This is a genomic window from Bacillus sp. 123MFChir2, assembly GCF_000383235.1.
Classification (GTDB): domain Bacteria; phylum Bacillota; class Bacilli; order Bacillales; family Bacillaceae_G; genus Bacillus_A.
The window spans coordinates 142385-158539 of sequence record NZ_KB910925.1; the positions used below are offsets into that span (position 1 = coordinate 142385).

Genomic DNA, 16155 nt, shown 5'->3' on the forward strand with positions numbered 1-16155 from the left:
TCACTCTACTTCTACTACCATTGTAACAAAATGCAACTTATTTAGATATTTTAAAAAACATCATGAATGACTAAAGAAATTAGTTGACAGATCTAATTGATAAGCATTATCATTATAATTTTATATTGAAAAGTTATAAAAACCGTTTTACAATAAGATTAGAATTTTTATCAGTGTTTTTTATACATATTCTCAAGGAGGTAATTCAAAGATGGCAAAATATACAATTGTTGATAAAGATACTTGTATCGCATGTGGAGCTTGCGGAGCTGCTGCACCAGATATTTATGATTACGATGATGAAGGTATTGCATTCGTAACATTAGACGATAACCAAGGTATCGTTGAAATTCCAGATGTATTAATCGATGATATGATGGATGCATTTGAAGGTTGTCCAACAGATTCTATTAAAGTGGCAGATGAAACATTCGACGGTGACGCATTAAAATTTGAATAGCCTCCAAAAATAACCCTTAAATGATGAGGGTTATTTTTTATTCTATATAAATACAAATTGAAAAAATGACATAAAAACCACTTTTTTAGGGGAGGTCGAGAGCAACTGGCCAGGCATAGAAGCGGTCAGTTCCTTTTCCTGCCACGGGCAAAGTTTAAAACAAAGGGAGAAAGCAAGTAGCGCCATGTTTTGTTCTGCATAGAAGCGACTTATATGTTAAAAAAGCAACTTGTATTTATATATAAATAATACCCATTCTAAACGAATAGAAACTTGTCGGCAATTAGGCTGTTACAGAATAAAAAAGCATCAGCAGAAAAATATCCACTGATGCAAAATCTTCTATTTATGCATTTTTCATTTTTGCAAACATCCATACTTTTAATCGAGAAAATAAAGGAACAAACACAATTGTTACAATAATTCCTTTAATTAAGTTAAACGGTAAAATTGCCGCGACAATCATTTGACGCATTGCACCGCTAGACATAGCAGGTTGACCTAAGAACCAAGTGTATGCTGGTAAAATGATGAAATAATTTAGTACACTCATAATCAGTGTCATACAAATTGCTCCTAACATCAGTCCAGTTGTTAAACTTTTAACTGTGCGATGTTTACGGAACAAAATAGCTGCCGGAAGAATAAAAAGACATCCAGCGATAAAATTCGCCACTTCCCCTACTGGCACTCCCGTTAAATTTCCATGGATGACATAATAAAGAACGTTTTTAATCGCCTCTACAATTACACCAGAAAGCGGCCCAAAAATAATTGCTACAATTAATGCTGGGACATCACTAAAATCAATTTTCAAAAACGGCGGTAATCCTGGAAATGGAAAATCCAGCATCATTAACAAATACGCAATGCTGCTTAGCACCGCAATACTCATCATTTTTACTACACTCTTCTGTTGTTTCATGTTTCTCTCTCCTTTTCCATCGATCGTCTCATGGAAAGTGGAAAGGTTCTGCTATGCCCTTTTATTCTAGCATGAAAAAACCCTTTGCATCAAAAACGCAAAGGGAGAAATTTCAGGCACATCAAACAGACGTTCAAATACTTATCTTTTTTGAACGCTTGAACCTCCATCTTCTCCCATCCAGACTGTACTGTCGGCTTTGGAATCGCACCAAATCCTGCCTTAACGGCTCGCGGGCTTAGAACAAATACATGTGTTCATCACCGCCGGTCGGGATTTTCACCCTGCCCCGAAGATAGACCGATATTTTATTTTCCTCATCATTATACAACAACTTTTAAACAATGTGAATGAAAATACTCCTTTTTCCTTCACATTGCATGGCACCTTTCGCTTCCACATAGAACAAAAGATGACCGCTCCTATGCATCGCCAGTCCCTCTCGCCTATTTTAAAAAATGTTTTCCTGTCAGTTTTTCATAAAGTAACTGAGTAGTTAAAATTTTTATTTATATAATTTTTACCAAACCTTCATAATTGCATGACATTCTAATGACTAGTAAATAATATGACAAAAAAGAACATTTTTTCGTGTTTGCCCCTTATTGTTGGCAATTCTCTAGTCATTCATATGCGAAAGTGGTAAGATATGATATTGTTAAGAAAACAGCATTTTCTTACAATGGAGGAAATGTCATGAGTAAAGAAAAAAAACAATCAATTCAAGAAGTTATGAAAAAAAATCTTCGCAAAGAATATTTTTATTTAAAAAAAGAATTACTGTTCTATTGTCCTATTGACTCAGGAAAATTCTCAAGAGATACATATTATGCTGCCTTTGATGAACATGGAATTAGCATATACCAATATGACAAAAACTCAGACAGTAAACTAAAGCTTTGTGAACGACACCCCTGGAAAAGCTGGAGAAAAGTCAAAATCGATCATTATTTAACCAAAACCCAATTCGTCTTTCAGGGGGAACGGAATTGGATCCTTTCTTTGTTTCACCAAGGAAAGAAGGCAGAGAAAATTATTCAAACTAATACACCTTTAGAAATAGAGATTGTTTCTAGGCCATTTTTAAAAAAACTGCCAGGTTATCGTTCCAACACAACATTAAATATGTATATTGGAACAATCTGCTACACTGCACTAATTGCGTTTGTATTAAAATTTATTGTTCCATTTCAAGTCGTCCAAATCGCCTTGTATTCACTATCCCTTGGCTGTATGTTTCTCGGTCTACTTTGTTTAATTATCGGCCTTATTGAACCTACTATTGTCCTATTTAGAACAAAAGAAAAAACAAGGGCGAAAGTATTTTATTATTATAGCTATTTAGCAATTGCCGGATTTATCTGCCTGTTTATTTTCTGGTAACAAACGAAAGAGCTAGTCTTCCTAGCTCTTTTTTCAATTAATATGTAATTTTTGCGACGGATAAATGTTATCTTTTTGTAAGCGGTTTTTCACTTTCAATTCTCCAACAGTTGTACCAAACTTCCTAGCAATACTCAATAGTGTATCCCCTGTTTGTACAACATACACCGAAGCAGATGCTACCGTATTTTGTTTTTCCCCAAGTATTTGCAGCGGATTCACCGCATATGTTTTCGCTATTGTCCAAGACCCTTTATGTGTTTCTAAATGTAAATGCGCTCCATTAGAATGTCCTGTATTCCCTACTTGTCCAATTATTTGCCCTTGCAAAATCTCTGCGCCCTCCCTCACAAGGCGTTTATTCATATGTGCATATACAGCTTCATAATCTCTATGTTTAATAAATACAACATGACCATAACTATCAGAAAAATAAGATCTTGTTACAACGCCATCATGCATAGCTACAATTGAAGTACCTATTGGTGCAGCAATATCAATGCCAAAATGCTTTCCATTTCTCGTTCCAAAATAATCACTTATCCGTCCCTCTACTGGCCACGTCCACTGTTTTTCTTCAGCAATACTTTCTGCTTGTCCGATAAAAAAAATACAAAAGAAAAACAATATACTCTTTAAAGCTTTCATTGTAAATCCTCCGTTTTCTATAATCAATCACACTTTTTCTATTGTGGTTAATTATAGAAAAAAGTATACAAAAAAAAGAAAGAGTCTATTTCTCTTTCTTTTCTACTTCATCTCGAAACACGATGGCACTTCTTTTATATTCTACATCGTTTACATGAGAGCGAGCATTTACAACCCTTGCAACTGCAAATAAATAATCCGATAATCGATTTACGTATTGTAAAACATGTTCATTTATCTCATCTTGTTTCTTTAAAGAAACAATGCTCCGTTCTGCTCTTCTTGTAACAGTGCGAGCGATATGAATAATAGCTGCTCCTTCACTTCCTCCTGGCAAAATAAACCGTTCCAGCAGCGGTGCTTCTTTTACATATACATCAATCCTTTTCTCTAGAAAAGTAATGATATCCTCCGTTACTTTATACGAAATTTTTTTCTTCACAATCGCTAAATCCCCGCCGCAATCAAACAACTCATGCTGAATCTTTTCAAGTTCTTGATAAATATCTTGAAACAATTCACCTTGTAAAAGTGTCATTGCATGCCCAATAAACGAATTGGCCTCATCAAGTGTTCCGTATGCCTCCACACGCAAATCATCCTTATCTACGCGTCCCCCAATAAGACTTGTTCTGCCCTTATCTCCTGTTTTTGTATAGAGCTTCATACTTTTCTCCCTTCTCTTTTGTATTTTTACTATACGAATATTTCTGTTTCTAACCAAGATATAGAGAAAATAAAGAAGATAGACTAGAGATTCTTACCAATAAAAATTCAATTGGTACTTATTAAAGAATACAGCTTACACAGTTCATTGTTTCATTTTATAAAAAAAGCTTATCAAAAAGATAAGCTTTCATCATACTTCTGATGGTAAATATACAGAGAATGTTGTACCCTCACCTACCACACTCGACACTGTTATTTTACCCTCATGTCCTCGTACAATGTTTTTGGCAATTGCAAGCCCTAAGCCTGTACCACCTGTTTTCCCGCGTGTACGAGCTTTATCTGCTTTATAAAAACGCTCAAATAAGAACGGAATATCCTCTTCTGGAATACCAACCCCAGAATCTGAAACTTCAAATACAATTCCGTTATTTTTTTCATCAATAATAAGCGATACTTTACCACCGGTATTTGTATGCCTCAACGCATTATCAATTAAATTTGTTAACACTTGTTCAATTCGATCAGGATCAAAAGAATGTTGTTTTATGGAAGTTCGAAAATCAACGAGTAATTGAACCTCTTTTTCCTTTGCTATTCCTTGAAACTTCCGTGCAATCTTTTCAACAAATGGAACGACATCTACCTCTGATATATGTAATTCTACATGACCGCTCTCCATTCGAGCTAAATCTAATAACTCATTCACAAGACGCCCTAATCGGACAGATTCATCATAAATGATTTGCACAAATTCATTCACTTCTTCTTTCGTTTGAACAATATCATCTAAAATTGCTTCACTGTATCCTTGAAGCATAACCATCGGTGTACGTAATTCATGCGAGACATTTGCAATAAAATCTTTCCGCATTTTTTCTAGACGGCGCTCTTCTGTCATATCACGAAGTACTGCAACAGCCCCTCGAATTTTCGTCTGATTGTATAGCGGTGTCATCAATACAACATAATTCCCTTTTTCTAAATTAATTTCCACAACTTGCTCTTGTTCACTTTCTACAACTGAATGGAACAATTCAACAAGCTCAGATGGCAAACTTACACTTACCTCTATCTCTTTTTCTTCATGCCATACTTGTAAGAAACGCTCTGCTGGCGGATTAATTACAACAACTTCTCCTTCTTGATTTAACGTAATAACACCATCGGCCATACTACTTAAAATGCTAGAAAGCTGTTCTTTTTCTTGCTGCAGGGCATTCATATTAAACTTCAATTGTTTCCCCATTTGATTTAAAGCTGTTGCCAATTCACCGATTTCATCTTGTGAAACCGTCGGTACCTTCGCATCAAATTTCCCACGCGCTACTTCAAAAGCTACTTCACGCATTTTACGAAGCGGCGCTGTAATCCGGGTTGATAAGAAAAACGCAAAGAATGTTGTTAAAATAATTGCAATCCCGGCAGATAAAAAGATAAAATCTGTCGATTTTTCTATTCCCTGTTTTGGTACTTGTAACGATTGGTATACAAAAACTGCACCATCTTTTGATGACTTTAACGGAACACCAACGACCATAATATCATTTTCATGATTCTTCTTGTTTTTTTTATCTGGGACGCTTTTTATTTTTTGCACCTTTTTACGCTCTGTAAATACAGTTTGCAACTCTTTGTCATGCTTTAAATCATCTAATGTTAATGTTACCAATCCTTGTTGAGTCGGAGAAGCAGATACTTTATCATCCTCTTTAATAATGATAATACGCGAAAGAGGGTCAGCGAATTTATATGCGATATGTTCTATCGTCTTCTCATCCGCCCCCTCTTCTATTAATTCAGAAACGCTCGTTGCAACATTTGTCAGCCTCGTTTCTCCCATCGTCACATAATAATTGTCGAAAAACTGAGAAAGTAAAATAGCGACAAAGCCCAAGACGAAAGAAACGAGGAGTAAAATGGTCATCCATAGTTTTCCAACAACACTTTTCCAAAGCATCAATCGTTCACAACCTCAAACTTATAACCAACACCCCATACTGTTACAATCATTTTCGCTGCATTTGCTGATTTTTTACTTAATTTCTCACGCAAACGCTTTACGTGCGTATCAACCGTACGTAAATCACCGAAAAATTCATACTGCCATACTTCTTTTAATAATTGTTCACGGTCAAACACTTTATCCGGTGCCTTCGCTAAAAATAGTAATAATTCATATTCTTTTGGTGTTAAATTCACTTCTTCTCCATCTGCCGTAACACGATGTGCATCATTATCAATTGTTAAGTGTGGGAATACGATAACATCTTTTGTTGTTGTATCTTGCGTAAAGAATGTTGTTGTAACGGAACGACGGAGTACAGCTTTTACACGCAACACAACTTCACGCGGACTAAACGGTTTTACGATATAATCATCTGTGCCCACTTCAAATCCTTGCACTCTATTTATTTCTTCTCCTTTTGCCGTTAGCATAATAATTGGCGTTGCCTTTTTCTCACGAATCCCTTTACAAACTTCAATACCGTCTATTCCAGGCATCATAATATCTAAAAGGATAAGATCATAATCATTTTGCAAAGCTTTTTCTAAAGCTGTTTCTCCGTTATCAGCTTCATCAATGCTGTACTGCTCTCTCTCTAAATACATTTTTAACAAACGACGAATACGATCTTCATCATCTACAATTAAAATCTTTAATTCATTTTCCATAGCTATCCGTTGTACACATACACGTCACAACGGTTCACACCTACCTTTCTTCAATACAGTCAAACTTCCCTTATGAGAATTAGTTAAATTAATAGGACACATGTTAGCCGTAATTTCCCGTTAAAATGAAATAATTTTCTACAGACAAACCTCGCCATGAGCAGAAAGTTCACCCTTGTATCATATTTCACATAAATAACAAAATATGTTCATGTTTTTTCAAAAAATATGTATTTTCTCTGAACTATACAATTTGTCCTCGACATTATTTTACAAAATCACTCTATACTTTGTCATGTTTTTCTCAAAAAAGAAAAGAATTTAACAAAATTAAAATAGGAAAGTGACAGTCACCTTCCTATTTTATACCGCAATAATGAACTACACAATAGAATTCGTTGAACTCCAATACTTGTTATGCATACGAATGCAAACCTGCAATCACTAAGTTCACTGCTACAAAATTAAACATAATAATCGCAAAGCCTATTACTGCAAGCCAAGCAGATTTTTCACCGTGCCACCCCTTCGATAAGCGTAAATGTAAAAACGCTGCATAGAAGAGCCAAGTAATAAGTGCCCAAACCTCTTTTGGATCCCATCCCCAAAAACGCGTCCATGCAATTTGTGCCCATATCATCGCAAAGATTAATGCACCTAACGTAAAGACCGGGAATCCAATTGCAACGGAACGATATCCAATTTCATCAAGTAACTCACTATCAACTTTCCGCAGTGCAGGTTGAATCGCTGCCGCTACTCGTTTTCGTAAAATTAATCTTAAGAGAACATAGAGCCCCGTTCCTACAAATACTGACCAAATCACAGTGTTTAATTTTTTCGCATTGATAATAGCCGGAGTTTCTATTACAGGCTCAAATTTTTCATCTGTAACCAACTTTCCTTCGTGAGGACCAACTAAAGCAGGTAAATTATATACCATCTCTGCTTGTTGCTCATTTTTATTCATCCATTGGAACTTCGCTTCATACTTTACACTTGAAAAAGCAGTTGTCGCTACTATAAACCCAATTACACAAACAAGCGAAAAAATAACTGCTTCGAGCCAAAATCTTTGCTTGCTTTTTTTTGACTGGTCCACATTTTTTAGTAAATATATAACTCCTGTAATAAAACTAATCGATAAAATAGCTTGTCCAGCCGCTGCTGTTGTTACATGAATATGAAGCCAGTTACTTTTTAACGATGGAATAAGCGGATTAATTTCTCTTGGAAACATACTTGCATAGGCTATTAGTAAAATAGCAACTGGAAGTGCAAATAAGCCAAGTATACTTGTCCGATACATAAAATAAATAATAATAAACGCGCCGACCATCATCATACCGAAAAATGTACCGAACTCAAAAAAATTACTAACCGGTGCATGCCCTGATGCAATCCATCTCGTAACAAAATATACTGACTGAGCAGCAAAGCCTAAAATTGTGATGGTTATCCCAATGTTTGCCCACTTTCGCCCTTTTTCTTTAATCGCTCCCCCAAAGAACAATGTTGCAACTAAATACAATATGAAAGCAGTAAATAAGAAATTACTACTTATTTCGACCATACTCTCTCCCCACCTTAACTAATTTTTTTCTCATTTACTTTATCATTTGGCTGCGGAATATTTGTCCCTTCTAGCACTTTTTCAATCTCTTTTCGCAGACCATACCAATTTTTATTTGTATGGCCCGCAATCCACCATTCATTTTCAACACGTTGCACCCAAATACGACGATGATTCCAATACATCCCCTGGATAACGCCTACCATGAAAATAAAGCCTCCTAAAGCAATCATCCAAAGTGTTAAATCTTTCCGAACAGTAAGTGCTGTCACGTTACGCATTTCTACACCTGCAAAAGACATTTTGTATAAGTTGTTTCCTTCAGGCTCGATATTTTGTTGAATTCCAACAAAACTTACTTCTCCATTTGGCGTTTCAGGCGTAAACATTTTAAAAACAAAAGCAGGATTGTTAGGAAGCTTCGTTTTTGTATTTGGCTTTCCGCTTTCATCAAAGTAAAAATCAGGAAAATAACTTAACAAATGCAGAGAATATCCATTTCCTAAATCGTATGATTCTTTTGGATTTGCTAGATCAACTGTAATCGGACCCCATTTTTGACCACCCTCTTTTTTTTGTAAAAAGAAAGACATTTTACTAAATTCTCCTTCTTTAAAATCAACTTGGTACAGGGCATAGTCATCAAATTTAAGAGGGTCATTTACTCGAATGTTATAGTCTTTCACTTTCTCAAGCTTCGGCTCTTCACCAGCAACATTTTCCCCCACCACTTTATACAACACAGCATTTGTTTGATAGTTTTTCGCAATCATCTTATTGCCAACTCGATCAATTGCTGCATTAAACACTTCATTTTCTTTACTTTTATCATAAACTTCTTTAATAAACTTTTCATTTTTCAAATAATACTTTCCGTCTGTTCCAGGAATTTCTTTCGTTTCACCTTCACGAAGCCAAAGCGTTGCATCTACATACATTCCAGGGACAAACCGAAGCATCGTTCCAAATAAGAAAATAATAAGACCAATATGATTTACATATGGACCCCAGCGTGAAAAACGACCTTTTTCTGCTAAAATATTATCCTCTTCCACTTGAATATTATATCTTCTCTTTTTCAAGTTCTCTTTCACACACTCAATCTCTTCTTTTGTCGCAAGTGCTGTTCCATATAAGCGCTGTCTTTTTAAAAAACTCGGATGTCTTGTTACCCTTTGTTTTTTGAGCGCTTTATATAAAGGAACAACACGATCTAAACTACATATAACAAGAGAAATCCCAATAGATGCTATCAAAATCATATACCACCAGGAACTATATAGATTATTAAACCCTAATTGATAATACAATTTCCCAAGGAAACCATACTGCTGTTCATAATATTCTCCTGGCGTAACAGTTGGTGGAATATACATTTCTTGCGGAAAAATCGTTCCAATCCCAGACGCGATAAGTGTAATAACAATAAGCCATATTCCAACTTTTACTGAAGAAAAAAAACTCCAAATTTTATCTACCACTGTTTTTGTTTTCGTAATAGAACGCCGCGCGCTCCCTTCATATCGCATATCTAGTAATTTTGTATCCTGCTCATTTTCAAAAGGCTTTCCGCAAGCTTCACAAAAAACTGTACCGATTGGGTTTACATGACCACAATCACATTTTACTTGTCCCAAATTTCCCACCGCCTTTTTTCTTATTTCTATGTATCTCTGTTTTTCAGATTAATTAACGGAATACTCAGAAATCTCATGATAGGTACTGAAAATCCATGTACAGCACCTCGGCTGACGAAGAGCTCTAATAGATTTTCTATACTCCTCTCATTTAAGGAGTAATTTTCTTTAAATATTCTTCCATTTGTTCTTTCGATTGTGTACCTGTAATTTTTTCGATAATCTTGCCATCCTTATCAATTAAAAACGTTGTCGGTAGTGGCCCTACACCATATGTATTTAAAATTTCTTGTCCTTTATCAACGGCTACAGGAAATTTCAACCCGTACCCACTCACAAAATTTTTCACTGCGAGTTCAGTTTCGTCTGCATCTAATGCCAATATTTCAACACCTTTTTCCTTATATTTTGGATACAATTCATTCATATATGGCATTTCTTTCTCGCAAGGTTTACACCATGTTCCCCAGAAATTTAAAAATACACCTTTTCCTTTCAATTCTTTTAACGTAATCTTTTTACCTTCTAAATCTGTAGCAACGAAGTTTGGTGCTTCTTTTCCTACTTGCACTTTCTCTTTATCAACAAAAAAGTTTTGATATAACGTAAACCCTAACGCCCCTCCTAATAGAAGCAAAATAATTACGCGAAATAATAGTCTATTTTTCTTCATGGTGTCTCTCCTTCCTTAACTGAATAAAGAAGTTTAGCACATACTAAACTTTTCTATGTATTCACTTCTATCAGCAAAGGTTTCTTTACTGATAGAAGCTTTTCTATTCTGTACTATCTTGGTTTTGTTGAAGCAAGAGCACGAAGTTGTTTTACTTCATGAGGAGATAGTTCTCTTGCATCCCCCGGGCGCAAATTCCCTAACTCTAGGCAGCCATAGCTCTCGCGCTTTAATTTCATCACTTTACATCCAACTGCTTCAAACATTCTACGCACTTGGCGATTTCTACCCTCATGAATTGTCAATTGAACAATTGCAATCTCTTTACGTTTATCCCAAGAAAGGATTTTCACACGTGCAGGCGCCGTCTTTCCTTCTTCTAGCATAACGCCTCTTTCTAGCATTCGGATTTTTTCACCAGTTAGAGGACCCTTTACCTTTGCTACGTATGTTTTTTCAACCTTATACTTTGGATGCATTAAAATGTTCGCAAACTCTCCGTCATTTGTCATCAATATTAAACCAGATGTATCATAGTCTAATCGGCCAATTGGAAACAGACGCTGCGGAATTTCTGGAAAGAAATCTGTCACCACTTTTCTTCCCTTATCATCTGTTACACTCGAAATAACACCAGTTGGTTTATATAATAAAAAGTAAGCAGGTGTTTCTTTTTCAAGAGGAATGTTGTTTACTTCAACTTTATCTTGCACACTCACTTTCGTTCCTAGTTCGGTCATGACTTTTCCGTTAACCTTAACTTTCCCTTGTTGAATAAGTTCTTCTGCTTTTCTTCTCGATGCAATACCTGCTTGTGCTATTACCTTTTGTAGTCGTTCCATTTCGTTTCTTCACCTCAAATTCATCTTACCTTCATTAGAAGGACTTGGCAACTGTCTAACCTTGATAGTAATTACTCTCACTTACTATTAACAACATTGTCAACTTTATAAGCTAATAAAGGAATGAAATACATTTTTCTTCTTTATTAAGATTTTCTTCCTACTATTTGCTTACAACAATTGTTCACGATTTTGTCAAAAACAACCCATAAAAAAGCCACTATTAAGCACATTCTTAATAGCGGCTGTATCCGTATTATAGTCTAATTCGAATGAAAAATGAACCTCTATTACTGAAACATGAGTGAAACAAAGACAATTGAGCACACAATCCCAATTAAATCAGCAAATAAACCTACCTTTAAAGCATCACCCATTTTCCGGATCCCAACCGCTCCAAAATAAACTGTTAAAATATAAAAGGTTGTATCTGTACTTCCTTGCATCGTAGACGCAAGTCTCCCAATAAACGAATCTGGTCCATATGTGGCAATTAAATCTGTCGTAATACTTAGCCCTGCTGATCCAGAAATGGGGCGAATAAGGGCAAGAGGAACAATTTCTGCTGGCACATGGATAGCATCTAACATTGGTTTCATTACATGTATCATTGCATCTAACGCGCCGGAAGCTCGAAAAATTGAAATAGACACGAGCATACCGACCATAAACGGTAAAATAGATACAGCAATTTGGATTCCTTCTTTTCCGCCTTCTACAAATGATTCATACGTCGGCACTTTTTTTATCGTTCCATATAATAGAATAAATCCAATCACACATGGAATAACCCATAAAGAAATTGTATTGACAACGCTCATTTTTTCTTCTCCTTTCTACTTCTTCTTCGGTAAAAATAACGGTCAATCCAAATCGCTCCAATCATAGATAAAACCTGAGCGATAAACGTTACGCCTACAATTTCAGTTGGATTTGCAGAATGATACGTCATCCGAATTGAAATAACTGTAGTGGGAATCAGTGTAATAGCTGATGTATTTAAAGCAAGAAATGTTATCATTGAGCGGCTCGCAAAGTCTTTTCCTCCATTTAGCTCTTTTAAATGTTCCATTGCTTTAATTCCAAGCGGTGTGGCTGCATTGCCTAATCCAAAAAAATTTGCCATCATATTAGATAAAATAAAACCAAGTGCAGGATGATTCTTCGGCACTTCTGGAAATAATTTTTTTGCAAGTGGCATAAACAGTGCAACAAGTTTTTTTAGCAAGCCCGCTTCCTCGGCGATTTTCATTAAACCAAGCCAAAAAACAAGAACACTAATCAGTCCGATACAAATGGTTACAGCATTTTTTGAACCTTCGAAAACCGCCTTATTCACTTCTTCCATCGTTCCATTAAACATTGCATATACAATACCAATTACCGCCATCGCAACCCATATAATATTAACCATCTATTTCCACGCCTAACATGTGAGAAAATACTTCTTTAAAATCTTTCCAAAACAAACCTGTAGTCACAATAAGTTTTCGTTTACTATAAAAAAGGTTACGCTCTCCAACTTCTTCATCATTTAAATAAGCAACGGCACGCCCTACTTTTTCTCCATCTATCAGCTTAGCCGATTTATCAAATTCAATTTTCAATGTAACCTTTTGAGCTTCATCTTCCGTTAGTGGCACTAATAAATCATTTTTCGTATATATATGATTTGTATACTTTTTGTCTTGCAGTTCAGTAAGGGGCCCCTTCGCTACTACGGTAGTTGCTGCATATTGTTTAAATCCTTCATTAAATAAGTACATATGATCATCCCAATCACTCGAAGCTTGCAATGTTACAACAATCAAATCTAGTCCATCCTTTGATGCAGTTGTTACAAGTGTTCGCCCTGCCTTTTTCGTAAATCCAGTTTTCCCTCCTGTTGCATACTCGTACATAGAAGTAACAAGCTTATGTTTATTTTTCCATGGATAGTCCCATACTTTAGACTGATACGTTTTCGTTCCAAAAATTTTACGAAATGCCTCATTTTCCATGGCATACCTTGTTAACAACGCCATATCATATGCTGAAGAATAATGTGTTCCATCTCCGTCTAAACCATGTGGATTAGAAAAGTGTGTATCCTTCATTCCAATTTGTGCTGCTTTTTCATTCATTAAATAAACGAATCCATCTATACTTCCACCAACATATTCTGCAATTGCCTGAGCTGCATCATTTCCTGAGCGCAGCATTAAGCCATATACTAAATCTTCTAACGGTACTTTCTGTCCTGGTTTTAAGTAAATCGCTGAACCTTCCACCCGAACTGCTGTATTACTAATAGATACCTTTTCTTTCATTTTTCCTGATTCGGCCGCTAAAAGTGCCGTCATAATTTTTGTAATACTTGCGATTTTTTCAGATTCATGCTCTAACTTTCCATATAATACACGCCCCGAATGTTGCTCCATCAACACAGCATTACGTGCACTAACATTTTTCATTTGCGCATATGTATCATGTGGCAACATACTTGCACATATTAGAATAAGTACAATCACGATCCATCTTCTTCGCATATATTCACGTCCTTTTTGGAACTTTTTGTACAAGTGTATGCTTGGACCTTTAAAATATGAATGGAAGTTGATAGAGTGACTAACTGCATAAAGTGAAACTTTAATCAGTGGGGGTTTTCTTCATCCCTCACTGATTATTAGCCCTCACCAATCGGGCTTTTACGGACAGTAATGCGGGATAAATATAGAAAGACAACTAAAAAAGACGCATTGTGATGCGTCTAATATGGTATCCACTGTAAATTTTTTACACTTTCAAATCTTTTTTCTACATCTCCCCAATTTACAATATTCCACCAATTTTTAATATATTCTTCTTTTCGGTTTTGATACTGTAAATAATATGCATGCTCCCATACATCCAGTACTAATAGGGGAATTGTATCCCACTGCGTAAATAATTGATGAAGTGTACTTTGTAAAATTTCTAATCGTCCGGAACGAGGTGCCCAAACCAGAATGGCCCAGCCTGAACCTTCCACCTTCGCTGCTGCTTCTGTAAAATGTTTTTGAAAACGTAAATAACTCCCAAAATCTTTTTCAATTTGTCTTGATAAGTCTCCGTGCGGGCTACCACCACCACCTTTTTTCATATTGTTCCAAAAAATAGTGTGTAAATAATGTCCTGAACCATGGAAGGCAGCTTCTCTCTCCCAATGCTTTATTAAATCAAATTGATTTGTTTTTCTTGCTTCTGCCATCATCTTCTCCGCTTTATTCAATCCTTCTACATAACTACGATGGTGCTTATCGTGGTGCAGCATCATAATTTCCCGTGAGATATAAGGCTCTAGCGCATTATACGGATACGGAAGCGGCGGCAAGGTATGTCCGCCAATTGGTACAGAAGCTTCTGCATAATTTCTTTCATATAAAATGTATTCTTCTGAGTCAGGCATTAACGCTTCTTGTAAGTAGTGTTGAATATGTTCAACATCATCACTAATTTCATAAACAAATTCAGCATCGTAGTCATATTCATTTTCTTTTATCCGATCTAGTAGCATTTGAATTTTATATGCAAGCATATGAACATCATATACTTCTGTTGCCCGGCTATCTAATACGTGGAGAACACTCTCGCACCAATTTTCAACTTCATGAAAGTAATCAGTAAACACTTCTTGCTGACTCATATGACACCTCCATCAATATATCCTCTTTAAATGTATTCATAATTACAGGCGTATATGACGGTTTGAAAAGCAAAAGAAGCTAGGAATTCCCTAGCTTCTTACAGTCATTAATATTTTTGTATCATTTTCGTTTGATAGTCTGTCTCATAGTATTCTAGTTCTTCACGCAACATTTGAAATTTCCCTTCTAGTTCTTTCATCATTTGTTCAATAGAAAAGGGAGGTTGCTTTTGAAACGCAATTGAATTCTTTCCTGTATAAGCTGATCGACTATTTTCATACCAATGATCATTTTTGGGTGAAAAAAACTCTGCAATTACTTGATGATAGATTTTATATAACGTTCGTTCCGCCGCATTTTTTCGAAACGGCGTATTATTCAATAATACGCTGCAAGCATCTAAACCTTCTTCACAAAATACAAGCAAGCGCCGAATTGAAGCTAACAATCCAGCAAAATATTGTTCATCGCCCGATGGTGCTTCTTCTAATAATAAAGGTAACGTATGATAGTTTACATATTTTGTGATCACTTCAATTACTTCTCCCAAAAAAACAGTTACTTGCTGCGTTTGGTTTTCAACCATTAAATTGGACATGCTAGTTTCTCCCCCTACTATTTAAGCTGATTTTAAAAGTTGATTTTTTTGTTATGTATTTATTCTGAATCAGTCTCTTGACAACATGTCTTACCACTATTATTGTTTCTTCATCAAAATATACGCAAAAGTCTTTTAACGTATTAATATGTTTTGATTTTCGATTTTAAAAACAGATTTCCTTCAAAAGAAAAAAATTCTTTCAAAATAAAGTGGAATTACTTAGTTTTTAGAAATTAGAGTCTTACCGAACATGAATAGCGGCACAAAACATACAATGCTTTTTCTACTCTAGCTTGTATATAAGTCGTGAAATGTAAAAAGTTCGATGATGTGTTTGAATACATTTTTTATTTATCCCGCTATTCGTGGGCAGTAATACTCCCACCTCAAAATTCGGCCAAAG

Annotated in this window: 16 protein-coding genes and 1 riboswitch; of the genes, 2 read left to right on the forward strand and 14 right to left on the reverse strand. The window is 35.6% G+C overall.

The features are described 5' to 3' along the window. Positions 1–211: 211 nt before the first annotated feature. Positions 212–460, forward strand: coding sequence for a ferredoxin (locus H280_RS0103030; protein WP_020059638.1), 249 nt, complete (start codon positions 212–214; stop codon positions 458–460). Positions 461–806: 346 nt separating this feature from the next. Here H280_RS0103030 and H280_RS0103035 read toward each other — a convergent pair whose 3' ends face one another. Then, positions 807–1385, reverse strand: a complete 579-nt coding sequence (locus tag H280_RS0103035; RefSeq protein ID WP_020059639.1) for an ECF transporter S component — start codon at positions 1383–1385, stop codon at positions 807–809. 164 nt (positions 1386–1549) lie between these two features. Next, positions 1550–1686: riboswitch (FMN riboswitch) on the reverse strand. Positions 1687–2081: 395 nt separating this feature from the next. Between H280_RS0103035 and H280_RS0103040 the strand changes: the two genes are divergently transcribed. After that, complete coding sequence (locus H280_RS0103040; RefSeq protein ID WP_020059640.1) at positions 2082–2768, forward strand: hypothetical protein; 687 nt, start codon at positions 2082–2084, stop codon at positions 2766–2768. Positions 2769–2801: 33 nt separating this feature from the next. On the opposite strand, the gene H280_RS0103045 is transcribed toward H280_RS0103040, so the two are convergent. From H280_RS0103045 to H280_RS0103105, 13 genes are all read right to left on the reverse strand, one after another. Further along, positions 2802–3416: a peptidoglycan DD-metalloendopeptidase family protein gene (locus tag H280_RS0103045; protein WP_020059641.1), complete on the reverse strand. Its 615-nt coding sequence runs from the start codon at positions 3414–3416 to the stop codon at positions 2802–2804. Positions 3417–3501: 85 nt separating this feature from the next. Then, the gene (locus H280_RS0103050) at positions 3502–4083 is read right to left on the reverse strand and encodes a cob(I)yrinic acid a,c-diamide adenosyltransferase (RefSeq protein WP_020059642.1); all 582 of its coding nucleotides are present in this window, start codon (positions 4081–4083) and stop codon (positions 3502–3504) included. A gap of 192 nt (positions 4084–4275) precedes the next feature. Further along, a complete protein-coding gene (locus H280_RS0103055; protein WP_034303273.1) occupies positions 4276–6012 on the reverse strand; it encodes an ATP-binding protein in 1737 nt (578 codons plus the stop codon). Positions 6013–6044: 32 nt separating this feature from the next. Continuing rightward, positions 6045–6761, reverse strand: coding sequence for a response regulator transcription factor (locus H280_RS0103060; RefSeq protein ID WP_020059644.1), 717 nt, complete (start codon positions 6759–6761; stop codon positions 6045–6047). Positions 6762–7176: 415 nt separating this feature from the next. Continuing rightward, entirely contained in the window at positions 7177–8334 is a 1158-nt protein-coding gene (ccsB, locus tag H280_RS0103065; protein ID WP_020059645.1) for a c-type cytochrome biogenesis protein CcsB, read from the reverse strand. Positions 8335–8348: 14 nt separating this feature from the next. Next, positions 8349–9971 carry a cytochrome c biogenesis protein ResB gene (gene resB, locus H280_RS0103070; protein WP_020059646.1) on the reverse strand — a complete coding sequence of 541 codons (1623 nt, stop codon included), beginning with the start codon at positions 9969–9971 and terminating at the stop codon, positions 8349–8351. A gap of 151 nt (positions 9972–10122) precedes the next feature. Further along, positions 10123–10644: a thiol-disulfide oxidoreductase ResA gene (resA, locus tag H280_RS0103075; RefSeq protein WP_020059647.1), complete on the reverse strand. Its 522-nt coding sequence runs from the start codon at positions 10642–10644 to the stop codon at positions 10123–10125. A gap of 113 nt (positions 10645–10757) precedes the next feature. Then, the gene (gene rluB / locus H280_RS0103080; protein WP_020059648.1) at positions 10758–11486 is read right to left on the reverse strand and encodes a 23S rRNA pseudouridine(2605) synthase RluB; all 729 of its coding nucleotides are present in this window, start codon (positions 11484–11486) and stop codon (positions 10758–10760) included. Positions 11487–11776: 290 nt separating this feature from the next. Then, positions 11777–12307 carry a spore maturation protein SpmB gene (gene spmB, locus H280_RS0103085; RefSeq protein ID WP_020059649.1) on the reverse strand — a complete coding sequence of 177 codons (531 nt, stop codon included), beginning with the start codon at positions 12305–12307 and terminating at the stop codon, positions 11777–11779. Next, entirely contained in the window at positions 12304–12900 is a 597-nt protein-coding gene (locus H280_RS0103090; RefSeq protein WP_020059650.1) for a nucleoside recognition domain-containing protein, read from the reverse strand. The genes spmB and H280_RS0103090 overlap by 4 nt, the downstream gene beginning before the upstream one ends. Continuing rightward, positions 12893–14014, reverse strand: a complete 1122-nt coding sequence (locus H280_RS0103095; protein ID WP_020059651.1) for a D-alanyl-D-alanine carboxypeptidase family protein — start codon at positions 14012–14014, stop codon at positions 12893–12895. Before H280_RS0103095 ends, H280_RS0103090 begins: the two co-directional genes overlap by 8 nt. A gap of 221 nt (positions 14015–14235) precedes the next feature. Beyond that, complete coding sequence (locus H280_RS0103100) at positions 14236–15150, reverse strand: superoxide dismutase (RefSeq protein WP_020059652.1); 915 nt, start codon at positions 15148–15150, stop codon at positions 14236–14238. Positions 15151–15257: 107 nt separating this feature from the next. Next, positions 15258–15749 carry a DUF3907 family protein gene (locus H280_RS0103105; RefSeq protein ID WP_020059653.1) on the reverse strand — a complete coding sequence of 164 codons (492 nt, stop codon included), beginning with the start codon at positions 15747–15749 and terminating at the stop codon, positions 15258–15260. Positions 15750–16155: the final 406 nt, after the last annotated feature.